This window comes from Pseudomonas sp. R11F (genome assembly GCF_050312575.1).
GTDB lineage: Bacteria > Pseudomonadota > Gammaproteobacteria > Pseudomonadales > Pseudomonadaceae > Aquipseudomonas > Aquipseudomonas palleroniana.
Window position 1 is genome coordinate 153,274 of the sequence record NZ_JBNPJU010000067.1, and the last position, 22,580, is coordinate 175,853.

The 22,580-nt window shown below is 60.7% G+C and carries 19 protein-coding genes and 1 pseudogene; 5 read left to right on the plus strand and 15 right to left on the minus strand.

Annotation, left to right across the window (positions count from 1 at the left end; translation table 11 throughout):
• The first annotated feature begins 6 nt into the window (after positions 1-6).
• A complete protein-coding gene (locus ACQRBV_RS21280; protein WP_060753008.1) occupies positions 7-780 on the plus strand; it encodes an enoyl-CoA hydratase in 774 nt (257 codons plus the stop codon).
• A 119-nt stretch (positions 781-899) separates the two neighbouring features.
• Here ACQRBV_RS21280 and ACQRBV_RS21285 read toward each other — a convergent pair whose 3' ends face one another.
• From ACQRBV_RS21285 to arnC, 12 genes are all read right to left on the minus strand, one after another.
• A complete protein-coding gene (locus ACQRBV_RS21285) occupies positions 900-2,051 on the minus strand; it encodes an acyl-CoA dehydrogenase family protein (protein ID WP_060753009.1) in 1,152 nt (383 codons plus the stop codon).
• Positions 2,052-2,054: 3 nt separating this feature from the next.
• Complete coding sequence (locus ACQRBV_RS21290) at positions 2,055-3,158, minus strand: enoyl-CoA hydratase/isomerase family protein (RefSeq protein WP_060753010.1); 1,104 nt, start codon at positions 3,156-3,158, stop codon at positions 2,055-2,057.
• A 131-nt stretch (positions 3,159-3,289) separates the two neighbouring features.
• On the minus strand, positions 3,290-4,000 hold the full coding sequence (locus ACQRBV_RS21295; protein ID WP_060753011.1) for an HPP family protein: 711 nt from the start codon (positions 3,998-4,000) through the stop codon (positions 3,290-3,292).
• A gap of 164 nt (positions 4,001-4,164) precedes the next feature.
• Positions 4,165-4,389, minus strand: a complete 225-nt coding sequence (locus ACQRBV_RS21300) for a type VI secretion system contractile sheath small subunit (protein WP_411984157.1) — start codon at positions 4,387-4,389, stop codon at positions 4,165-4,167.
• Between the two features lie 278 nt (positions 4,390-4,667).
• On the minus strand, positions 4,668-6,290 hold the full coding sequence (locus tag ACQRBV_RS21305; RefSeq protein ID WP_411984156.1) for an ArnT family glycosyltransferase: 1,623 nt from the start codon (positions 6,288-6,290) through the stop codon (positions 4,668-4,670).
• Between the two features lie 3 nt (positions 6,291-6,293).
• Complete coding sequence (locus ACQRBV_RS21310) at positions 6,294-7,673, minus strand: UDP-glucose dehydrogenase family protein (protein ID WP_060753013.1); 1,380 nt, start codon at positions 7,671-7,673, stop codon at positions 6,294-6,296.
• On the minus strand, positions 7,670-8,083 hold the full coding sequence (gene arnF / locus ACQRBV_RS21315; protein WP_060753014.1) for a 4-amino-4-deoxy-L-arabinose-phosphoundecaprenol flippase subunit ArnF: 414 nt from the start codon (positions 8,081-8,083) through the stop codon (positions 7,670-7,672). Before arnF ends, ACQRBV_RS21310 begins: the two co-directional genes overlap by 4 nt.
• Positions 8,080-8,427 carry a 4-amino-4-deoxy-L-arabinose-phosphoundecaprenol flippase subunit ArnE gene (gene arnE, locus ACQRBV_RS21320; RefSeq protein ID WP_060753015.1) on the minus strand — a complete coding sequence of 116 codons (348 nt, stop codon included), beginning with the start codon at positions 8,425-8,427 and terminating at the stop codon, positions 8,080-8,082. The genes arnF and arnE overlap by 4 nt, the downstream gene beginning before the upstream one ends.
• Positions 8,424-10,079: a lipid IV(A) 4-amino-4-deoxy-L-arabinosyltransferase gene (arnT, locus tag ACQRBV_RS21325; protein ID WP_060753016.1), complete on the minus strand. Its 1,656-nt coding sequence runs from the start codon at positions 10,077-10,079 to the stop codon at positions 8,424-8,426. Before arnT ends, arnE begins: the two co-directional genes overlap by 4 nt.
• A complete protein-coding gene (arnD, locus tag ACQRBV_RS21330) occupies positions 10,076-10,960 on the minus strand; it encodes a 4-deoxy-4-formamido-L-arabinose-phosphoundecaprenol deformylase (RefSeq protein WP_411984155.1) in 885 nt (294 codons plus the stop codon). The genes arnT and arnD overlap by 4 nt, the downstream gene beginning before the upstream one ends.
• Positions 10,960-12,951, minus strand: a complete 1,992-nt coding sequence (gene arnA, locus ACQRBV_RS21335) for a bifunctional UDP-4-amino-4-deoxy-L-arabinose formyltransferase/UDP-glucuronic acid oxidase ArnA (protein WP_090371041.1) — start codon at positions 12,949-12,951, stop codon at positions 10,960-10,962. Before arnA ends, arnD begins: the two co-directional genes overlap by 1 nt.
• Positions 12,948-13,982 carry an undecaprenyl-phosphate 4-deoxy-4-formamido-L-arabinose transferase gene (arnC, locus tag ACQRBV_RS21340; RefSeq protein WP_060753019.1) on the minus strand — a complete coding sequence of 345 codons (1,035 nt, stop codon included), beginning with the start codon at positions 13,980-13,982 and terminating at the stop codon, positions 12,948-12,950. The genes arnA and arnC overlap by 4 nt, the downstream gene beginning before the upstream one ends.
• Before the next feature lie 440 nt (positions 13,983-14,422).
• On the opposite strand from arnC, the gene ACQRBV_RS21345 reads away from it, so the two are divergent.
• Together ACQRBV_RS21345 and ACQRBV_RS21350 are read left to right on the plus strand one after the other, a co-directional pair.
• Positions 14,423-15,238 (plus strand): M949_RS01915 family surface polysaccharide biosynthesis protein, encoded by an 816-nt coding sequence (locus tag ACQRBV_RS21345; RefSeq protein WP_411984154.1) that lies wholly within the window; start codon positions 14,423-14,425, stop codon positions 15,236-15,238.
• Between the two features lie 114 nt (positions 15,239-15,352).
• Complete coding sequence (locus tag ACQRBV_RS21350) at positions 15,353-16,267, plus strand: site-specific integrase (RefSeq protein WP_060753021.1); 915 nt, start codon at positions 15,353-15,355, stop codon at positions 16,265-16,267.
• 6 nt (positions 16,268-16,273) lie between these two features.
• Here ACQRBV_RS21350 and ACQRBV_RS21355 read toward each other — a convergent pair whose 3' ends face one another.
• On the minus strand, positions 16,274-16,537 hold the full coding sequence (locus tag ACQRBV_RS21355; protein WP_411984153.1) for a DUF2790 domain-containing protein: 264 nt from the start codon (positions 16,535-16,537) through the stop codon (positions 16,274-16,276).
• A 110-nt stretch (positions 16,538-16,647) separates the two neighbouring features.
• The gene (locus tag ACQRBV_RS21360) at positions 16,648-17,850 is read right to left on the minus strand and encodes a multidrug effflux MFS transporter (RefSeq protein ID WP_205343866.1); all 1,203 of its coding nucleotides are present in this window, start codon (positions 17,848-17,850) and stop codon (positions 16,648-16,650) included.
• A gap of 136 nt (positions 17,851-17,986) precedes the next feature.
• Between ACQRBV_RS21360 and ACQRBV_RS21365 the strand changes: the two are divergent.
• Together ACQRBV_RS21365 and ACQRBV_RS21370 are read left to right on the plus strand one after the other, a co-directional pair.
• Positions 17,987-18,742, plus strand: a pseudogene (locus tag ACQRBV_RS21365) (HAMP domain-containing protein); the annotation flags it as partial.
• Positions 18,743-18,874: 132 nt separating this feature from the next.
• Positions 18,875-19,600, plus strand: coding sequence for a methyl-accepting chemotaxis protein (locus tag ACQRBV_RS21370; RefSeq protein WP_412458295.1), 726 nt, complete (start codon positions 18,875-18,877; stop codon positions 19,598-19,600).
• 55 nt (positions 19,601-19,655) lie between these two features.
• On the opposite strand, the gene ligD is transcribed toward ACQRBV_RS21370, so the two are convergent.
• Positions 19,656-22,469 (minus strand): DNA ligase D, encoded by a 2,814-nt coding sequence (ligD, locus tag ACQRBV_RS21375; RefSeq protein WP_411984152.1) that lies wholly within the window; start codon positions 22,467-22,469, stop codon positions 19,656-19,658.
• Positions 22,470-22,580: the final 111 nt, after the last annotated feature.

Genomic DNA, 22,580 nt, shown 5'->3' on the forward strand with positions numbered 1-22,580 from the left:
CGATACATGACTTACGAAACCGTCTTGCTCGAAATCCAGGGCCGCGTCGGGCTGATTACCCTCAATCGCCCGCAAGCCCTGAATGCCTTGAATGCGCAACTGGTCAGCGAACTGAACCACGCGCTGGACCGCCTGGAAGCCGACCCGCAGATCGGTTGCATCGTGTTGACCGGCTCGAAAAAAGCCTTTGCCGCCGGCGCCGACATCAAGGAAATGGCCGAACTGACCTACCCGCAGATCTACCTGGACGATCTGTTCAGCGACAGTGACCGCGTGGCCAACCGCCGTAAGCCGATCATCGCTGCGGTCAACGGCTTCGCCCTAGGCGGAGGCTGTGAGCTGGCGTTGATGTGCGACTTCATCCTCGCCGGTGACGGCGCCAAGTTCGGCCAGCCGGAAATCAACCTCGGCGTACTGCCCGGCATGGGTGGCACCCAGCGCCTGACGCGGGCCGTGGGTAAGGCCAAGGCCATGGAAATGTGCCTGACCGGGCGCTTTATCGATGCGGTGGAAGCGGAGCGTTGCGGGATCGTGGCGCGTATCGTGCCGGCCGATGAACTGCTGGACGAAGCACTGAAAGTCGCCACGCTGATTGCCGGCAAATCCGTGCCGATCAGCATGATGGTCAAGGAAAGTGTGAACCGTGCGTTTGAAGTGAGCCTGTCCGAAGGCGTGCGCTTCGAGCGCCGGGTATTCCATGCGGCGTTCGCGACGCAGGACCAGAAGGAAGGCATGGCCGCATTCGTCGGCAAACGCACTCCAGAGTTCAAAGACCAGTAACACGCTAAAGTGTGGGAGGGGGCTTGCTCCCGATTGCAGTGCATCAGTCACAGATATTTCGACTGAGACATTGCAATCGGGAGCAAGCCCCCTCCCACATTTCGTTACCCGGATGTCATTCAGAACGGGTAGTGCTTGAGTTCACGTGCGATGACCATGCGCTGAATCTCACTGGTGCCTTCATAAATCTGCGTGATCCGCGCATCCCGGTAGTAACGTTCCACCGGGTAATCTTCCAGGTAGCCATACCCGCCATGTATCTGCATGGCCGAGGAGCAGACCTTTTCGGCCATTTCCGAGGCGAACAGTTTGGCTTGTGAAGCTTCCGACAAGCACGGCTTGCCGGCACTGCGCAGACGCGCAGCGTGCAGGATCAGCAAGCGCGCGGCATTGAGTTGGGTCTGCATATCCGCCAACAGGTTGGCCACGCTCTGGTGCTCGATGATCGCCTGGTTGAATTGCACCCGATCGCGGGCGTAGGCCAGCGCCGCCTCAAACGCGGCACGGGCGATGCCCAGGGCTTGAGCGGCAATGCCGATGCGCCCGCCTTCGAGGTTGGACAGGGCAATTGCCAGGCCCTTGCCGCGCTCACCCAGCAGGTTGGCCTCGGGCACGCTGCACTGGTTGAGCGTCACGGCGCAGGTGTCCGAGGCGCGAATGCCCATCTTGTGTTCGGTGCGGTCGACTACAAAGCCGGCGGTGTCGGTGGGCACCAGGAATGCAGAAATACCTTTCTTGCCCAGCTCCGGGTCGGTGACGGCAAACACAATGGCCAACTGGGCGCGCTTGCCGTTGCTGACGAACTGCTTGGCGCCGCTGATCACCCATTGGCCGTCCCGCAGTTCGGCACGGGTGCGCAGGTTATGGGCTTCGGAACCGGCCTGGGGTTCGGTCAGGCAGAAGCAGCCAATCGCCTGGCCGCTGGCCAGGGCCGGCAGCCAGGTTTCTTTTTGCGCTGGTGTACCGAAGTTGAGGATTGGCCCGCAACCCACTGAATTATGGATACTCATCAGTGCGCCTGTAGCGCCATCGCCGGCGGAGATTTCCTCCACGGCCAAGGCATAGGCGACGTAGTCCACATAGGTGCCGCCCCATTCTTCCGGGACCACCATGCCCAGCAACCCCAGCTCGCCCATTTTCGCCACGAGCGCGTCGTCGATCCAGCCGGCTTTCTCCCATGCCTGGGCGTGAGGGGCGATTTCGCCCCGGGCAAAGTCACGCGCCATGTCTCGGATCATTACTTGTTCTTCTGTGTATTCAAGATCTTGCATGGCTTATTTCGCAACCTGCGCAAAGTGGTGGAAGAATCTCTCGACCTGGCGGCTGTCCAGGTCGTCGAGCGTTGGCGGGTTCCAGCGAGGCGCCTTGTCTTTATCGATGATCAGGGCGCGCACGCCTTCGATCAGGTCGCCTCGCTCGAACCACTGCCGGTCCAGGTGCAGCTCCAGCGCAAAGCACTGTTCCAGCGGCAGGCGACGGCCACGGCGCAGCATCTGCAGGGTGACAGCCATGGCCAGGGGCGAACGGGTTTGCATCAGGTTGGCTGTGGTCAGTGCCCACTCGCGGCTATTGGCGACGGTCACGGCCTGCAGTTGCTCGACCATGCTGGGCACGTCCGGCAACGCGAAGAAATGGTCAATGGCTGGGCGCAAGGTCGCCAAGGGTGGATCGGGTAATTGTTGCACCGCGAGTCGGGCGAGTACGCCTTGCAGGTCTTTGAGCGGGGAGTCATGCCATTGCAGGTGATCGAGCTTCTGGTCGAGTTCGGCCAGATGGGCGCTGTCGAGGTGCCAGTCGGCCAAGCCGCAATACAGGGCGTCGGCCGCCCGAATCTGGACCCCGGTGACGCCGAGGTAAATCCCCAGTTCACCGGGAATGCGCGACAGGAAATAGCTACCCCCCACGTCAGGGAAGTAACCGATGGCCACTTCGGGCATCGCCAGACGGCTGCGCTCGGTGACCACGCGCAGATCCGCGCCTTGCACCAGGCCCATGCCGCCGCCCAGAACAAAGCCATCCATCAACGCGAGTACGGGTTTGCGGTAGTGGTGAACAGCCAGGTCGAGGGCGTATTCCTCGACGAAGAAGTCTTGGTGCAGGGTGTCGCCATTCTTGAAGCTGTCATACAGCGAGCGGATATCGCCCCCGGCACAGAAGGCTTTCTCGCCGGCCCCACGCAGTACGACGGCAAACACCTGCGGGTCATCGGCCCAGGCCTGCAACTGCGCCGTCAGGCGCCGCACCATGTTGAGGGTAATCGCGTTCAAGCCTGCGGGGCGATTGAGCGTAAGGTGACCGATATGGTTGCGAACTTCGGCCAATACCTCATCCTGGAGGTCCTCGGCGCTGCATGCTTGGGATGAAACCTGAGCAGTCATCTCTAACTCCCTGCTTTTATTGTTCTTTATCACGACATTCGCGGGCGAACTGTCTCGCGATCGTACCAGTGCAAATTTGCCCAGTACAACCCGGAATCGTGCAGGTCGTTTTTGCATTTATGCAGGGGCGTTCACACCGCGCGATGGGCGAGGACTTCACCGATACTGCGCCGGCGTGCATGGCTCTGCGCCGCGTGGATCAGTTGTTCAAGCTCGCTCGGTTCCACATCGTAAAACTGCTCCATTTCGGCCAAGGCCAGTTTCAAGTCAGCCGCAGTGATCATCGGATCGACAACGCGGGCAGGGCTGCTCACCGGCGCTATGGGGGACTCGACCAGCCCCTTGGGATAACGCGTACGGGTGGCGTTGTTGTAGACCAATGCCGCAGTCAACAGTGCGCCCGCGCCGAGCATGACCGGCGCCAACGCCTGCCAGCCCAGGGCGATGGAGGCCGGGTCGGCCAGAACCAGGGTCATTGCCAGGCCACCGGCGGGCGGGTGCAGGCAGCGCAGCCAGCAGATCAGGATAACGGTCATGCCTGCGGCAAGGCAGGCGCTGCCCAACGTACGCCCCAATACGCGGGCCACCAGCAGCGCAACGACTGCGGCGCACAAGTAACTGCCGATAATTGACCATGGCTGGGCCAGCGCACCTGAAGACACCGCAAACAACAGCACGGCGGAAGCCCCCAGCGGGCCTAGCAGATGCAGGGCGACTTCCATGCCGAATACCTGGGCGCACACCCAGACACTGAGCATGGTGCCCAAGGCCATGCCGATGGCGGCACGGCTCCATTCAGCGGGACGGGTATTGATTGCAGCAGGTAACCAACGAGCGAGCATTTAAAAAGGTCCGTAAACAGCGGGCGAAAAAAAAGGCCTGCCGGGTTTCCCGGAAAAGCCTTTGTAACGTTCCAACATCTGGGGGAGGAACCTGTGCAGTCTGCCCAGCTTGATGCAATGGCGCCAATGCATATTAATGAGGGTTGAATGCAGAAAAAATGCAGTTAGAGTCCCTCGTCGTATCGAATCGAGCGCGCTGTGTGCGCCGCAGAGGTACTCGCGTGACCCAGCACGCGGCAGTAGGTCTCCTCGTTGAACAAGCGCCTTTGCAGCCCCTCCCGTAACGCCTGGTCATTGGCCAGCGGTCCTTTCAACGCCACCAACGCGTCGCGCAGCTCCATCAATCGGTCCAGCCTCGGCACCGGTATAGGCAGTAGATTCTCTCGCACGGCATTGTCCTCTCAATGAAGTAGCCAACCGTCTGTTGGGTGGCCTACAGCGTCCTTGTTGTTATGCAGGGTGCTCCAACCCACATGCCTGAACGGCGGGGGTGGTAGATAGTTAACGCACTTGGCAAACGAGTCTACATAGGGGATCCAGCCGCCGGAAGGGACGGTGCCGCAGCCGTTACGCAAAGCACCGTAGGTGTTTTCTTGGTGGGCATGATGAAAAACGCCCACTCGTTATGGAGTGGGCGTTGTTTCTTACGGGGCCTATGGAAACGTCATTAAGGCGACGACGTTTTCTCCAGATGCAGCAGCACGTAGGGGTTCTTGTCGAACGACCCGGAGAGGGTCGGCGTGATGGAACGCAGGCGTGGCTCCGTCAAACTTTCGAAGTCCGCCTGGCTCATCACCAGCCAGGCTGGGGCCTGGATCAGGTTCAATTCGGCAGGCGACTGGGTAAACAACGGCACCTTGTCGCAATCGAAGTTGACCATGAACTTGATGGCTTTGGCGTCTTTGCCCAGGCCATGCAGTACCACCGGGGCGGGTTGCTGCAAGATCCGGGTCTTGACCGCCACGCTGAAGGTCCGCGTGTCGTAAAGCGAGCGTTCCAAGGGTTCGACCACCACAATGTAGGTCGCCCAAATAGCCAACACCGCCGCCAGCGCCGGGCCGAACGCTCGCAGACGAGCCTTGGCCAACGCTAGTAGTGCCAACACCTGGAGCACGCCCAGCAGCGCAAACATCGCACCCAGGCTCTCCAGCTCCGCCGGGTAACGCTTGCGCGCAGCCACCAGGCCAATGATCAACAGTGTCGGCAACAGCGTCCAGATGCCCAGCATCAAACCGCGTAACCAGGCGAAAAGTCGCCCTTGAGTCACTTGGAACGGGTACGCAGCGATAATGGCGGCCATCGGCAACATCGGCAGGATGTAGCGTGCTTTTTTGGCTTGAGGCACCGACAGCCCCAGCATCACCAGCAAACCTGCCGCCGCGCAGTACAGCACCAGTTTCAGCGCCGGGTCCGGAGTGCGACGGCCACCGGCCGCGATGGCCACCAACACCAGGAGCGCCACCGGGTAGGCCAAGGCGTAGTTGCCCATGGAACTGGTGAAGTAATACAGCACACCGCTGGAGCCTTCGGTGCCATCCATACGGCCGAGGAACTGCATGCGAATCACATCTTGCATGAACACTTCGCCGCCACTGAGCTTGGCCAGCAGCAACAGCAGCCCGACACAGGCGCCCAGCAGCGCCAGTGCCAACAAGCCAAAGCTGAACAGTTGCCGCCATTGGCGGTTGATCAGGTAATAGCTGCACAGCACGCCGGTCGGGATCACCAGGCCGATCGGCCCGCGGATGGCAAAGCCGAGAATCAGCAGCAGAAACAGCCAATGCAGGCGTTTCGCCGCGCCGAAATGATCATGCGCATAGCCCAGGTAGAACACCGCCAGTGCGACCGCGGCGAGCATCTGGTCCAGGGAAACCGCACGGGTTTCGCTGATAAACGTACTGCTGAGCAGCAACATCGCGATGCTCAGCACACCCCAGCGCGGGGAGTAGGGCGCTGTCAGGCGAAACACCAGGATGACGATAACGGCCGAGGCGACCGCCGTCGGCAACCACGCGGTGAAGCTGTTGACCTGGCCCAGCGGCACGGACAACAGCCAGGTCAGCAGGGTCGAGGTCGCCAGGTAGTCGGCATAGGGCTGGCCGTACGTCGTGGGGAAAAAGCTCGGGCCGTGGCGCAGCATCTCCTGGGCAAACAGCACAAAGCGCGAGTCAAACCCGATGATCGCCTGGTGCCAATTGCCGACGATGAACAGCACCAGGGCCAGGAGCCCAAGCCCCAGCGACTGATAACGGATCGTTGCATTCTGCAGGGGCGGCTGAGCTTTGTTCACGTATCAGCCTTCCTTGGCCTGTGGCGTCCAGTTTTGCTGGGGGATCGGCAATTCGCAGGAGTCACCCCGGCCCATCGGGAAGTATTTGAAGCCTTTGCGCGCCAGGCGCTCACCGTCGTACAGGTTGCGACCGTCGAAAATCACCGGGTTTTTCAGGCGCTGCTGGATCAGTTCGAAGTCCGGCGCCTTGAATTGCTGCCACTCGGTGCAGACGATCAGCGCGTCGGCGCCGCTCAAGGCCGACTCCGGAGTGCCCAGCAGGGCCAGGCGTGGCTCGTCGCCATAAATACGCTGGGTTTCCTGCATGGCTTCCGGGTCGAACGCACGGACATTGGCGCCGGCGGCCCACAGTGCTTCCATCAGCACGCGGCTTGGCGCATCACGCATGTCGTCGGTGTTGGGCTTGAACGCCAGGCCCCACAACGCGAAGGTCTTGCCTTTCAGCTCGCCCTTGAAGAAAGCGTTGATGCGTTCGAACAGCTTGCTCTTCTGGCGCTGGTTGATGGCTTCCACGGCTTCGAGCAGGTCGCTGGAGCAGTTGGCTTCCTTGGCGCTGTGGATCAGGGCGCGCATATCTTTAGGGAAGCACGAGCCGCCGTAGCCGCAGCCCGGGTAGATGAAGTGGTAACCAATGCGCGAGTCGGCACCAATGCCCAGGCGCACCGCTTCGATGTCGGCACCCAGGTGTTCGGCCAGTTCGGCGATCTGGTTGATGAAGCTGATTTTGGTGGCCAACATGCAGTTGGCGGCGTACTTGGTCAGTTCGGCGCTGCGCAGGTCCATGAAGATGATGCGGTCGTGGTTGCGGTTGAACGGCGCGTAGAGGTCGCGCATCACTTCACGCACTTCTTCGCGCTCGCAGCCGATGATGATGCGGTCCGGGCGGCGGCAGTCGGCAACGGCCGTACCTTCCTTGAGGAATTCCGGGTTGGAGACGATATCGAACTCCAGGCGGCGACCGGCAGCCTGCAGATTTTTCTCGATATGGGCGCGCAGCGTGTCACCGGTGCCGACGGGAACGGTGGACTTTTCCACCAGGATCACCGGTTCCACCCGGTGGCGGGACACCGCATCACCGACCGACAGTACGTATTTCAGGTCGGCGGAACCGTCTTCGTCCGAAGGCGTGCCTACCGCGATAAACAGCACTTCACCGTGTTCAACGGCGAGCTTTTCATCATAGGTAAAGTGCAGGCGTCCGCTTTCCAGGTTTTCCTTGACCATGGCCGCCAGGCCCGGTTCAAAGATCGTCACGTGACCTTTCTGGAGTGATTCGACCTTGCTCTTGTCAACGTCCATGCAGATGACATCGTGACCGACTTCGGCCAACACGGTGGCTTGCACCAGACCGACGTAACCACTACCAAATACACTGATTTTCATGGGGCATTCCTGGGACTAATACTGCTAGCACGACGAGAGTTAATAACCAGTACACCGAGGATGACCAGCGCCACCCCCAGGGTTTTTGAAAGCGAAAAATGTTCGTTGAACACCGGCAGGCTGGCGGCCAACAGGTACACCAGCGCATAGCTGATGCTGAGCAACGAATAGGCGCGGCCCAGGGGCAGGTCTTTGAGTGCTCCCAGCCAACAGAGCATCGACAGCGCATAGGCAATGATCGCCAGGATCACCACGCCCAAGGCGCCAAGATCGATAGCATTCTGGTTGAAGGCCGTCAGCCATTCGGCGGGCAGCGGCAGGCGTGTCATGCTCCAGCGCATGCCCAACTGGGCGGCGCTGACCAGGCCGACACTGCCCAGGGCCAGGGCAAAACCGCGCGCCCGGCTCATACCTGGCGCCCCAGCAACACTACGCCGGCGATGACCAGGGCGACCCCCAGCCAGTGGCGGCCATCGATATGTTCGTGAAAGACAAAGTGCGCCATCAGCGTAACCAGTACGAAGTTCAGGCTGAGCATGGGGTAGGCGATACCCACCTCCAGGCGTTGCAGCACCAGCAGCCACACCAGCAGCCCCAGGCCCAGGCAAAACAGCGCCGACCACAACCATGCTGAACGCAGTTTCGGTGCCCAGCCCGGCGGCTGGTCGCGCCAGCTTTCGACGGCAAACTTTTGCGAGACCTGGCCCATGCAGGTGAGCAGGCAGGCGCTCAGCAATAGCAGCAGCGTGATCATTGCGTGACCTGAGGGAAGATCATGATCACGATGTTGCCTTGCTCGTAGCGTTTGCCGTCTTTGGGCAGCAACTCGACTTCAGCGACTTCGTCTTCACCCTTGACCCGCATCACCACACCCACGGCGCCTTGCTTGCGCGCATCGCTCATCCATTGCTGGACTTGGGTGGGGTCGATCTTGCGGTAGGCCGTGTCCGGGTAGGCCAGGCCGTACTTCACTTCACCCACGGTGTTGTAAAGGGTGATTTCCGGGCGTGCCACGCGCCAGGACAAGGCCGACGCGGCGCCCAGGTCATTGCTCAGCAACGCGGTGGTCGGTTGCAGTTCCTGCAAGTGATCGATGATGAACTGGTCCGGCGTCTTGTTATACACCACTGAATGCGGCAACGCGGCCGGGACCAGGGCCACCAGCAGCCAACTGCCGACGACGGGCGCCGCCCACAGCGTCAACGGCCGTGCAGCTTGCAGCAGGTTGGCGACGATCCAACCGAACAGGAAGGTAAACACCAGCACCAGGCTGAGGGTTTCCTGCCCGGGTTCGTAGATCGGCTTCTTCAACTGGAACCAGCTGATCGCCAGCAAGGCGAGGACGCCGATCACCAGGTTCAACCCACCGTTGATGCGCAATGCACGCGCCTTGCCCTGGCTGAGCTTGTCGCTCAGGGTCGAGCCCATCAGCAGGGCCAGCGGCAACAGGCACGGCATGATGTAGGACGGCAGCTTGCCCTTGGCCAGGCTGAAGAATGCCAGGGGCATCAACAGCCACAGCAACAGGAACGCCGTTTTCGGCAGGCGCTTATCCACCCAGGCCTGTTTGACGGTAGAGGGCAGCAGGGCGACCCACGGCAGCGAGAACGCCACCATCAACGGCAGGTAGTACCAGAAGGGTTCGGCATGCTGCGCATCTTCACCGGCAAACCGCTGGATGTGTTCGTGCCAGAAAAAGAAGTTCCAGTAGTCCGGCTCTTGCAGGTGCACGGCCAGGGCCCACGGCACGCTGACGGCGATCGCCACGACCACGGCGACGATGCCGTAACCCACCAATTCACCCAGGCGTTTTTGCCAGATGGCGTAGGGCAGGGCGATCAGCACCGGCAGCAGCCATGCCAGGAAACCCTTGGTCATGAAACCCATGCCGCAGGCAAAACCGAGCAGGGCCCAGGACCACAAACGGCCACCGCGGGTGGTGCTGTCGAAGCAGAACCAAAGGGCAACGCCTGTCAGGTTGACCCAGAAGGTGAACTGCGGGTCCAGGTTGGCATAGCCGCCGAGCAGCGCCACGCTGACGAAGCTCATGTACAGCACGCTGCTGATCAGGCTCTTTTGCGGGTCGTTCCACAGCCGGCGAGAGACCAGATACACCAGCAGGATGCTCAGCCCGGTGCTCAAGGCCGAGGCAAAGCGCACGCCGAACAGGTTCTGCCCGAAAATCGCCTGCCCCAGCGCGATCATCCAGTACCCGGCCGCGGGTTTTTCGAAGTAGCGAATGCCCATGAAATGCGGCGAGGCCCATTTGCCGGTCAGCAGCATTTCCTGGCTGATCTGCGCATAGCGGGTTTCATCGGGAATCCACAGGCCGTGAGTGGCCAGCGGTAGCAGGTAAAACACGCCAAACGCCAACAGGAGCAGGGGCAATGCCCAGCGCCGGATCATGCCTGCTGCACTCCGAGCCAGCCTTCTCGGCCGCTCAACGCACCACGCACCAGTTGTTGCTGGGGCAGGGTGGTCACATCCGCAGGCAACAGGTCGCCCAGGGGTTTGAAGTCGATGCCGCGCTGCCCGGCTTGGGCGAGCAACTGGCGGAAATCATCAGCCATCAGAATCCCTTCTACTTCTGCGTGGATCGTGTAGACGTTCAGTTTCGACGAGGAAAACCTGTCGAGAATGAAGTTGTTGAAGTCTTTGGCAGTCACTACCGGCCCGACGACTTCGTCGAAGGTCGGCAGGTCTACCGGAATTTGTGGGGTGCCCGCGCTGCCATCGGCCAACGTCGGTCGAAACAGGCTGGTGCCCCGGCAATCACTGTTGTAGCGGAAATTGAAAGCTTGTTTGGCCTGCACCACGCGTTCATCGGCACGCCAGCCGGCGGCCGCTGAACAATCGACGCGCTCGCCCAGGATGTCGCTCAGGGTATCGACGCCACAGCGGATCTGTTCGACCAGTTGAGCATCGCTCCAACGCCCGGTGTTGGCCTGCCAGCCGTGGTGATCCCACGCGTGCAGGCCGACTTCATGGCCGGCGGCCTTGGCCTGGCGCATCAGGTGCCCCAGGTCACGCCCGATCGGCTTGCCCGGCCAGGCGGTGCCGGCGAGCAAGATATCCCAGCCGTACAGTCCGGCCGCATTGGAACGCAGCATCTTCCACAGGAATTGCGGACGGATGAGGCGCCACAAGTGGCGCCCCATGTTGTCCGGCCCAACGCTGAAGAAGAACGTCGCTTTTATCCCGGCTTCATCCAGGGACTCGAGCAACCGCGGCACACCTTCACGGGTGCCACGGTAGGTGTCGACGTCGATGCGAAGACCTGCCTGCATTACTTCTTGTCCGCGATTTCGAGCATGGCTTCTTTCAAGAAGAAGTCCAGGGTGTTGCCGATGGTTTCGCTCATCTCTACGGTCGGCTCCCAGTTCAGCAGGCGCTTGGCGTTTTCGATGCTTGGCTTGCGGTGCGCCACGTCCTGGTAACCGGTGCCGTAGAACGCCTTGCTCTCTACGTCGCGGAAACCGGCGAACGGAGGGAAGTTGCTGCGCAGCGGGTGAGCTTCGAACTGACGCAGCAGCTCTTCGCCCAGCTGACGGATGCTGGCTTCGTTTTCCGGGTTGCCGATGTTGACGATCTGGCCGTCGCACACGCCGTTTTCGTTATCAATGATGCGTGCCAGGGCTTCGATACCGTCGGCGATGTCAGTGAAGCAACGTTTCTGCTCGCCACCGTCGAACAGACGGATTGGAGTACCTTCCACCAGGTTCAGGATCAGCTGGGTGATGGCACGGGAGCTGCCGATACGGGCCGAATCCAGACGGTCCAGGCGCGGGCCCATCCAGTTGAACGGACGGAACAGGGTGAACTTCAGGCCTTTGTCGCCGTAAGCCCAGATCACGCGGTCCAGCAGTTGCTTGGAGACCGAGTAGATCCAGCGCTGCTTGTTGACAGGGCCCACCACCAGGTTGGAGGTGTCTTCGTCGAAGTACTGGTCCTGGCACATGCCATAGACTTCGGAGGTCGACGGGAAGATCACGCGCTTGTTGTACTTGACGCAGTAGCGAACCAGTTTCAGGTTCTCTTCGAAGTCCAGTTCGAATACGCGCAGCGGGTTGCGGGTGTATTCGATCGGCGTGGCGATGGCCACCAGCGGCAGGACCACGTCGCACTTCTTGATGTGGTACTCGATCCACTCGGTGTGGATGCTGATATCGCCTTCCACGTAGTGGAAGTTCGGGTGGCTGCGCAGGCGCTCGATGGCGTCGGAGCCGATGTCCAGGCCGTAGATTTCGTAACGGTCGTCACGCAGCAGGCGCTCGGACAGGTGGTTGCCGATGAAACCGTTCACACCCAGGATCAGGACACGGGTACGACGTGGCTTGCGGCCGGACTCGGCGCCGCGCAGTACCGAACCGTCCACCAGACCCAGCGCATCCGCCAGTGCCGGGCCGGCCAGGAACAAGCCGTCGGCGTTACGCTGACCGAACTTGACCACCAGGGAGTCTTCACCGCAGGCGATACGCAGCGGGTTGACGCTGATCACGCGGCCCGGCGCCAGGCCTTCGTTGCCCTTGAGCACTTCGGCCTGCCAAACGATCAGTTTGTGCTCGCCCACGGCGCAGAAAGCACCCGGGTAAGGTTGAGTGACGGCGCGAACCAGGTTGAACAGCTCTTCAGCCGGTTTTTTCCAGTCCAGCTTGCCATCGGCGGCGGTACGGCGGCCGAAGTAGGTGGCTTGGCTTTCGTCCTGGGCGGTTTCAGCCAGCTTGCCTTGAGCCAGTTGCGGCAGCGCATCACGCAGCAGGTTGGTAGCGGCGTCACGCAGCTTGGCGTGCAGGGTCAGGCCAGTATCTGTGCGGTCGATGATGACTTTCTGCTGGGCCAGGATCGCGCCGGCATCGGCGCGCTTGACCATGCGGTGCAGGGTCACGCCGGTTTCGGTTTCGCCGTTTACCAGCACCCAGTTCGCCGGAGCGCGGCCACGATATTTAGGCAGCAGGGAGCCGTGCAGGTTGAACGCACCTTTTTTGGCGGTGGCCAGCAGGGCTTCGCTCAGCAGGTTGCGGTAGTAGAAGGAAAAGATGAAATCCGGGTTCAGCTTGGCAATGCGCTCGATCCACAGCGGGTGGTTGGCGTCTTCCGGCGCATGTACCGGGATGCCATTGCGCGCGCAGAGCTGGGCGACGGAACCGTAGAAGTTGTTTTCCTTGGGATCGTCGGCATGGGTGAACACGGCAGCAATGTCGTAGCCGGCGGCCAGCAGGGCTTCAATGCCTGCACAGCCAATATCGTGATAAGCAAAGACAACAGCTTTTGAATTCATGACGAAACCTGATCGGAAGGAGAAGTGGAAGTGTGAGAAGTTGCCAGGCCGTCGACCACGACGACCGGAGCCGGTGCTGCGGGCTGGTTGCGCAACACCTTTTCGATAAAGAAGCGTGGACGGGCACGCACGTCACTGTACATGCGACCCAGGTACTCACCCAAGAGGCCCATGCCGATGAATTGACCGCCGGTGAACACGAACAGCACGGCAAACAGCACGAACATGCCTGAGCCGGCCCATTCGGCGCCGAAGACCAGGCGCAGGAAGACCAATGCAAAGGCGAACAGCATGCCCAGTGCCGCCAGGCTGAAGCCGACGATGGACAGCAGGCGCAGCGGGGTGGTGGTCATGCAGGTCAGCAGGTCGAACATCAGGCTGATCAAGCGCATGGCGCTGTATTTCGACTCACCGTGCTCGCGCTCGGCGTGGTGCACCAGAATTTCCGTGGTGTGGCGGGCAAAGCCGTTGGCCAGGATCGGGATGAAGGTGCTGCGTTCGCGGCAGGCCAGCATCGCGTCGACGATGGTGCGGCGATAGGCGCGTAGCATGCAGCCGTAGTCGGTCATGGCCACGCCGGTGGAGCGCTGCACGGCCAGGTTGATCAGGCGCGAAGGCCAGCGGCGGAAGGCCGAGTCCTGGCGGTTGTTGCGCACGGTCGCAACCACGTCGTAGCCGAGGGCGGCCTGCTCCACCAAACGCGGGATTTCTTCCGGCGGGTTTTGCAGGTCGGCGTCGAGGGTAATCACCACGTCGCCACGGCACTGCTCAAAACCGGCCATGATCGCGGCATGCTGGCCGTAGTTGCGGTTGAGGATCACCGCCACTACGTTGCTGCCGTCTTCGGCGGCGGCGTCTTCCAGCAACTGGGCCGAACTGTCACGGCTACCGTCATCCACCAGGATGATTTCGTATTTGTAGGCCAGTTGCTTGCAAGCTGCCGTCGTACGACGCAGCAATTCAGGCAAGCTGTCTTCTTCGTTGTAGACCGGGATAACGATCGACACGAGATCAATAGGGTAGGGTTTCAAAGATTCAAGACCTCGGGGCTAGAGCAATTGAAGCGTGAAAACAGCAGTAATCCGGGCTGATGGACAGCGTGCAGATTAAACGTAGCGTGGGGTTGCGGCGTTCATTTGACATTCCTGGGGACGGTCGCGAGTTTCTTCCATGGGCCAGCAGAGTAAAGACGAAATATAGGAAAGATCAACAGCTTAGTTGGGAAAAACGCGGTTCGTTCTGAAGTCATACGCCCAAGGTTAAGCGGAAAAATGTGCAACGAATATGAAAGGCATATGAAAAACTCGTTTTTTTCACAAATAGACAGCCAGGGTTCAGCTAAGTAGCTGACGCGCCAAGGGATAGATTTCCTACGCAGTCACCTGGCGATTTTAACCCCACATTCAACAATCTTCTCTGCATTAGCCCTCAAGTGCCGGTAAAGTAAGCCATCTCTTGCCTGGATACTCGGATGAACAGCGTGCAGCTTTTTCGCGGCCAGTTGCGGCCAGCCTTGATAGGGTCGTTGATGGGGTTATTGCTCAGCGTGGCCGGTCCTACAACCGTGTATGCCGACGACGGTGTAACGCTGACCACGATCGACCAGGTGCCGGAAGGCGTCGAGGTGCGCGGCAAGCAGGTCGCGGCCTACACCTGGGACGACCGCCAGGGCAAGAACCTGCTGGTACTCGCCGAGCAGGTCAGCGAGCGGGACGACGACGGCACTCAGTCGGCCTTTGTCTACGCTGCCCAGTATTTGCTGGATGGCGACCATCCCAAACGTGTCTGGATGCTCTACGACGATGTACAGCATTGCGAGTTCGATGCCGCGCTGCGTTTTGACCGGGCCGCCACCAAAGTCACCGACCTGGCGGGAGATGGCATCACCCAGGCCACAGTGGGCTACTCGCGCACCTGCACCAGCGACGTCAGCCCGCGTGAATTCAAGCTGATCATGCATGTGGGGAAAGCGCAGAAATACCGCCTGCGCGGCGTCGATCGTGTGGGCGCAAGCTGGTGGGATGAGGAAGCCGGTGCGTTGCGTGGTATGCCGTTGCCCAAGGATTGCAGCGTCGCTGCGCAACAGGCGCTGGTGAGTCAGTACCAGGAGCAGGGTACCGAACTGCCGCTGCCGGGCTGTTATGGCGATGAGAAGGACTTTGCCAAGGCACCGGACAGCTACCTGGCGTTCATGCGCCAGCATTGGTTTGCCCTGATGCAGGCGCAGGACGCGGATTGGAGCCAGTCACAGTCCCAGGCCCAGGACCCGGTCGAGGACGATCAATAGCCGTGATTTTGTGCCTGGGCCGGTCCTGCGTTAGACTCGGCCTTCGCCAATTCACTAAATACACCTATTAATCAACGAGTTGATAGGTGTATTTAATCCAAAGGCTAAACTGTTTTGACTGAGACTATCCGCAACCCGCTGACCCTCTACCTCACCCGCCTGGCGCCCTCCAGCCAATTGACCATGCGTTACGTGCTGCAGGATGCCGCCGACCGCCTCGGTTTCGAAGACATCAACCTCGAAGAGATCGACTGGCACCTGCTGCAACCGGAACACGTGATCGCCCTGATTGCAGCCTTGCGCGAGGACGGCTATGCGCCGAACACCTCGTCGCTGTATGTGAACGCCGTGCGTGGCGTGATGAACGAAGCCTGGCGCATGAGCCTGATCAGCCAGGACCATCTGCTCAAGATGCGTTCGGTCAAGGCCGCCTCCGGCACGCGCCTGGGACAGGGGCGCAACCTGCGCCGCACGTTGATCCGCGAACTCATGGAAGTCTGCGCCGCCGACCCGCGCCCTCAGGGCCTGCGCGACGCTGCCGTCATCGGCATTCTGTATGGCTCAGGCATGCGCAAGTCGGAATCGGTCAACCTGGATCTGGCGCAGGTCAACTTCGAGGAACGCAGTTTGCGCGTGACCGGCAAGGGTCATAAAGAACTCCTCAAGTACGCGCCACAGTGGGCCTTCGCCAAGTTGCAGGCGTGGCTGGCGTTTCGTCGCGAGCAACTCAAAGAGGGGGAAGAGGACGATACCTTTTTGTTCAACCGCATCCGCCGGGGCAGCCATATCACCCGGGAGCGTATTACCAAGCATGCGATCTATTACATCGCCCGCCAGCGCGGCGAGCAGGTGGGCGTGAAGATCATGCCCCATGATTTCAGGCGTTCGTTCATCACCCGTGTGATTGAAGAACATGACCTGTCGATCGCCCAGAAACTGGCGCACCACACCAATATCCAGACCACGGCCAGTTATGACGTGCGCGACGACAATGAGCGGCGGCGCGCGGTGGATCGTTTCGATCTGTAGATGAGCTCAGCTGTGGGGGCAGGCGTCACCGACACGGATGTAGTCCAGTTCATGCCGCACACCCTGGCTATCGACGTAGATCACATGCCCCTTGACCGGCCCGCAGGCGGTAGCCGCTGCGCGGGTGCTGCGCACGGCCTTGGCGATATCCAGGTCTTGCGCGTAATCGTCGGCCTGGTTGACCGGCGTATTGACGCCCCGGCCGGGGTCACCCTGGGCGGCGGCGAGGGTGCTGAACAGGCTCAGCACGGCAATCAGCAAGTAACGCATGGCGACCTCCAACCCCTGCGGGAGTGGTTTGACGAGGTTGCCATTCTATAAAGCCCGGCCGCAGGGGCTGAACGGATTCCGGCCAATAGCGGATATCAGTGAAAACGATGTCAGGACCGCGCAGTCACCAGGTGCGGCGGCAGACGGCGCAAGGTCCACAGGGTGACGAGCAGCGCAGCCAGCGCGCACAGTGCGATGCCCACCAGCATCGGCGCAGGCGTGTGATCGGCAAACACACCGACCAGGGCCATGCACACCGCCCCGGTGATCATCTGGATGGCGCCCAGCAAGGCTGATGCGGAGCCCGCTACCGCGCCATGATCCTCAAGGGACAGGACGCCGGCCGCCGGCAACAGCAGGCCGAGGAAACCGAAGCCGATAAACAGCAGACTCATCATCACGGCCAGATGACTGCTCCATGCCGTGGTTACCGCGAGCAAACCCAACACACTGGCGACGGCGATCACTGACCCGCGAATCAGCCGCGCCAGCCCATAACGCGCACTCAGGCGCGCAGTGAGTTGGCTCATGGTAAAGAACGACGCGGCATTGAGCGCAAAGCACAGGCTGAATTGGGTGGGTGTCAGGCCGAAATACTCGATGTACACGAACGGTGCACTACCGATGAACACGAAGAAGGTGGCCAGACCAAAGCCACTGACCAACGACAACCCGATGAACACCGGATCGCGCAATAACGCCCCATAGCTGCCGATGGCATTGCCCAGCGTCTTGCCCAGGCGGCGTTCGGCCGGATGGGTTTCGGGCAGTTGCAGCCGCGTCATCACCAGGCACAACACCGACACGACGGCCAGCACGGCAAACACCTCGCGCCAACTCCAGATCGAGATCACCAGGCTGCCGGCCAGTGGCGCCAGGATCGGCGAAACACTCATGACCAGCATCAACAACGCCATCAAGCGCGCGGCTTCATGGCCGGTATACAGGTCACGCACAATCGCCCGGGGAATCACCATCCCGGCGCACGCGCCGAAGGCTTGCAGCGCACGAAAGCCAATCAGCACTTCGATAGTGGGGGCCAGCGCACAGCCGACACTGGCCACGGCAAAAATCGCCAGCCCTGCATAAATCGGCGGCTTGCGCCCGAATACATCGCTGATCGGCCCGTAGAACAACTGGCACACGCCGATGATGACGAAGAATACGGTCAGGCTCATCTGCACCGCCGCCGGCGAGGCATGCAGGCTGGCACCCAGTGTCGGCAGCGCCGGCAGGTAGCTGTCGATAGCGAACGGGCCGATGGCCGTGATCAACCCCAGCAACACGGCGAGGCGGGCAATACTACGGGACATGTGCAATTCCAGGCGAAGCAAAGGCCGGTCAGCTTAAGGGATTCGTGCAGATCCGCAAACTTGGTCTTCACTGACGACAAAGGCTGCCGATAACGTGGTTAGCGATGTTAAAGCCGTTGGGTATGGGGATATCTGCATGACGATCAAATTGCGCTTGGTGCTATTGATTGCGACCGGACTGCTCACTGCGTTGATCATGAGCCTGGCCAGTTACCTGGGGAATACCCGGATGGCCGCGGCCGTGCAGGACAACGAGATGAGCATGACGGTGCTGCGTAACCACATGGAAGCCGACATGATGCACGACGCCCTGCGCGCCGACGTGTTGTCGGCCATGCTGGTGGGCCTGGGGAAAAGCACCAGCACCGCGGCCGAAGTCAATGCGTCGATCAAAGAGCATGCCGAACACTTTCGGCAAGTGTTGAGCGACAACCTCAAGTTGCCGTTGGACGATGCGCTCAGGGTTAATCTGGAAAAAATCAAACCTACCCTGGACACCTACATCAGCGCAGGAGAGCGCATAGTGGCGCTGGCCTTGGACAACCCCGAGGCCGCACGCGGGGAACTGGCGACCTTCAATAGCATCTTCAGCCAGCTTGAAGATCAGATGGCGACGCTGAGCGAGCAGATTGAAACCAACACCCAGCAAACCAGCGTCGGCACGCAGCAGACCATCCATAACGCCAACCTCACCCTGGCGGTCGTGCTGATCGCCAGCCTGTTGCTGTTATTGGCCCAGGGCCGCTGGGTCGCGTTGAGTATCATGGCGCCCTTGCGCGCTGCCAGCCGCATTGCCGCAAGCATTGCTCAAGGCAACCTTAGCGAACCGATCGTCGAGCCCCAGCGCAAGGACGAAGCCAGCTCATTGATCCGGAGTCTGGCGATCATGCAGCGCGACTTGCGCGGCATGATCGAAGTGGTGCGCAGCAACGCCCACGGCGTCAACGGCATGAGCGAGCAACTGAGCCAGGGTTGCCATGAAGTGGCCGACAGCAGCCAGCAACAAAGCTCCGCCGCCAGCACCATGGCGGCCGCTGCGAGTGAAATGACCGCCAGCATCGAGGAAATCACCCGGCATTCCGAGCGTGCCTTGAGTATGGCCAATCAGGCGCAGAGCCTGGCCAAGGACGGTGGCCAGGTGATTCACCAGGTGGTGACTGACATGGACGGTATTGCGCGCTCCGCGCAGCAGTCGGCGCAAGTGATCCGTACGCTGGATAAAGACTCCGAAGCGATCTACAGCATCATCCAAGTGATCAAGGGTATTGCCGACCAGACCAACCTGCTGGCCCTGAACGCCGCCATTGAAGCCGCCCGGGCGGGAGAGCAAGGGCGTGGTTTTGCGGTGGTCGCCGATGAAGTGCGCAGCCTCGCCGGGCGCACCAGCGCATCCACCCAGGAAATCGCCAGCATGGTCGGGCGAATCCAGCAAAGCACCCGCGAAGCGGTGATGAGCATGGAGGAGGGTGTTGCCCAGGTGGATAAAGGCATGGCAGTGACCGCCGATGTGGAGCGGGCGATCCGAGAGATCCTGCAGGCGACGCTGAACACCACTGAATTGGTGACGGATATTTCCCGCACCATCAGTGAACAGAGCCTGGCCAGCAATGAAATCGCTCATCAGGTGGAGATGATCGCGGGTATGTCGCAAAACAACAGCCGGGTCATCGGCGAAACCGCCTCGACGACAGACGAGTTGTCGAGCCTGGCGGGCAAGCTGTCGCAGTCGGTGGACCGGTTTCAGCTATAAACAAGCAAAACGCCTGGCATCGCCGGGCGTTTTGCTTGCCGGTGATGAGGAAGAGCTACTTGAGCCCGATGCGTTTACGCATCTGCGCTGTGATGGTCTGTCGGGTTCCCGGCATATCCGCCCACGGATCAACTTTGAGTGTCTCCAGGCGTTGAGGGAGGTTGTGGAGGTTCCACGCGTTGGCGCCCTTGATCTCTTTGAGTTCCTCTCTGAAGATCGGCACCGACACCGGCAAGCCCTCGCGGCTACGCGGTGAATAGGCGCTTATCGTGGTCGCACCCAGGCCATTGCGCAGGTAGTCGATGAAAATCCGTCCCACCCGGTTCTTCGGCCCGGAAACTGCCGAGAACCGGTCGGGAAGCAGGTTGGCGATATGTTTGACAATCGCATGGCTGAAACTTTTGACCGTGTCCCAGTCGGCTTTCGGCGTCAACGGCACTACAATGTGGATACCCTTGCCGCCGCTGGTTTTCAGGAACGATTTGAGCCCCAACTCGTCCAGTACCGTTAGGGTCAGCTGGGTGGCCTCGACCATGCTTTTCCATGGCAGGGCCGGGTCGGGGTCAAGGTCGAGAATAAACCGGTCGGGGCGATGCAGATCTTTGGAAACGGCGTTCCAGGTATGCAGTTCAATCGTGCTCATCTGCACGGCGCCGATCAGCGCTTCCAGGTTGTTGATCAACATGACAGGGTGGCCGGTCTCTGCCTTGCCGATGATTTCGATGCCGGGGATTGCCAGACGCTGCGGGTTTTTCTGGAAAAACAGCTCTGCGCCGATGCCGTCCGGCGCGCGCACCAGCGCGACGGGGCGATTGAGTAACTGCGGTAGAAGCCAGTCAGAGACGGCGATGCAGTAGTCCACCAGGTCACGTTTGGTTGCGCCGCTGCTGGGGTCAATCACTCGTTGCGGATGGGTGAGCCGAATGGTGGTTGATGCATCGTCGCCGGCTTTACCTTTGGCTTTCGCCGTGGTCGCCTGTTTTCGGGTCGGCTTTTTCTCCACTTCAGCGGCATGGGCCGGGCGCTCTTCGATGATCGACTGCGCGGGTTTATCGTTGCGCAGGCCCTGGAATACGGCTTGGCGTACGGAACCTTCCTGGGTGATCTCGGCAAAGATGACCTCGGCCAGTAGCACAGGCTTCAGCCAGTGCACGTCCTTGGCTTCAAAGCCCTTGGGAGGGTTGACGACTGCCGGCTGCTTGACTTCGAGGGGGGTTAATTGTGCGTAGATCGTATTCAGTGAGGTCTGGTTGAAGCCGGTGCCAACCTTTCCTGCGTATTTGAGCTCACCGCTATCGATGTCGTGCAGCCCCAGCAGTAGCGCTCCGAATTTACTGCGCGAGCCTTTCGGCTCGGTGTAGCCGATAACCACAAATTCCTGCCGGCGTTTGCATTTGAGCTTGATCCAGTCGCCGCTGCGGCGTGACACGTAGGCACTGCCAACACGTTTGCCGATAACACCCTCCATTTGCATCTCGCATGCGCTGTCCAGCAACGCCTGCGGTGTTTCGGCGAAGTCTTGCGAATACCTGAGAGCCTCATCTTCATTGCGCGCCAGTATCCCGGACAAGGCTTCCCGGCGCTGTTCGACGGGCACCTCGCGCAAGTCCATGCCGTCGAGAAAGGGCATGTCGAAGAGGTAGTAGACAATATTGCCGTCGCGGCCCAGCTCAAAGGCATTTTGCAGGGCCTGGAAATCGGGAACGCCTTGCGCGTTGGCAACCACGATTTCGCCATCCAGCCACGCGGACTTCAAGGCCAGGCCGGCAATGGCTTCGGCCTGGCGAGGCAGCTTGTGCGTCCAGTCATGGCCGTTGCGGGTAAACAACCGCACCTTGCCCTTGTCCACCCGCGCCATGATGCGGTAACCGTCGAATTTGACTTCATAGCGCCAATCCCCCTCAGGGGCTGAATCCACCAGCGTGGCCAGTTCCGGTTTCAGACTTTCCGGGAGAGCGCTGGGCCGCGCATTGGCCAACTCTGGTTGTCCCGGTTTGGCCGGTGACGTGGACGGTTTCTCGGCGGGTTTGGATGCTGCCGGTTTAGCTGCGCGCTTCTTTTGCGCGACGGTGCGCCGCTTCTGTACGCCGGCTGAGATCTCGATCCAGGTCGGCGCGTGGTCGCTGGGGTGCTCTTCACCTCGGACCCATGCGTCCACGCCGGCGTTCTTGAGGTGAGGGGCGAGCACCGGGTTCAGCAGCAGGTGGTCAATGCGCAAACCGGAGTTCTTTTGCCAATGCTGGCGGAAATAATCCCAGAACGTGTACACACGCTCTTGCGGGTACAAGTGTCTCAGCGAGTCGATCCAACCCTGGCTCAGCAACCTTTGAAAGCATTCGCGGCTTTCTGGTTGAAGGAGCGCATCCTTGAGCCAGGAGCGGGGGTTGTAGATATCCAGGTCGGTGGGGACGACGTTGTAGTCGCCCGCCAGCACCACCGGGTGTTCGCTGGCTTGCAGCGTTTCGGCATGCGCAATCAGATGCTCGAACCACTTGAGCTTGTAATCGAATTTGGGACCTGGCTGCGGGTTTCCGTTGGGCAGGTACAGGCACCCGACGACAACCCCATGCACAGCCGCTTCTAGGTAGCGAGACTGCGAGTCGTCCTGCGCGCCGGGCAAGCCTTTATGAATCAACAGGGGCTCGGAGTCGCGCGCCAGAATGGCCACGCCGTTCCACGCAGCTTGACCATGATGCAATGAGCCATAGCCCGCTGCCTCCAGATCGCTTGCCGGGAAAGCCTTGTCCTGGGCCTTCAGCTCCTGCAGGCACACAATGTCGGGGCGTTCTTTTTCAAGCCACTGCAGGAGGTTGGGCAGTCGCGTCCCTATGCCGTTGACGTTGAACGTGGCGATCTTGAGGTTGCGCATTGCGTCCATCCTCCCTTTATTCACATGGCTTTTAATCCGAGTGCCGCGAAGTGGCGTGAGTTCATAATCACTCCCGCAGAGAAATTTGGAACAACTGCCCCAACGGCCCAG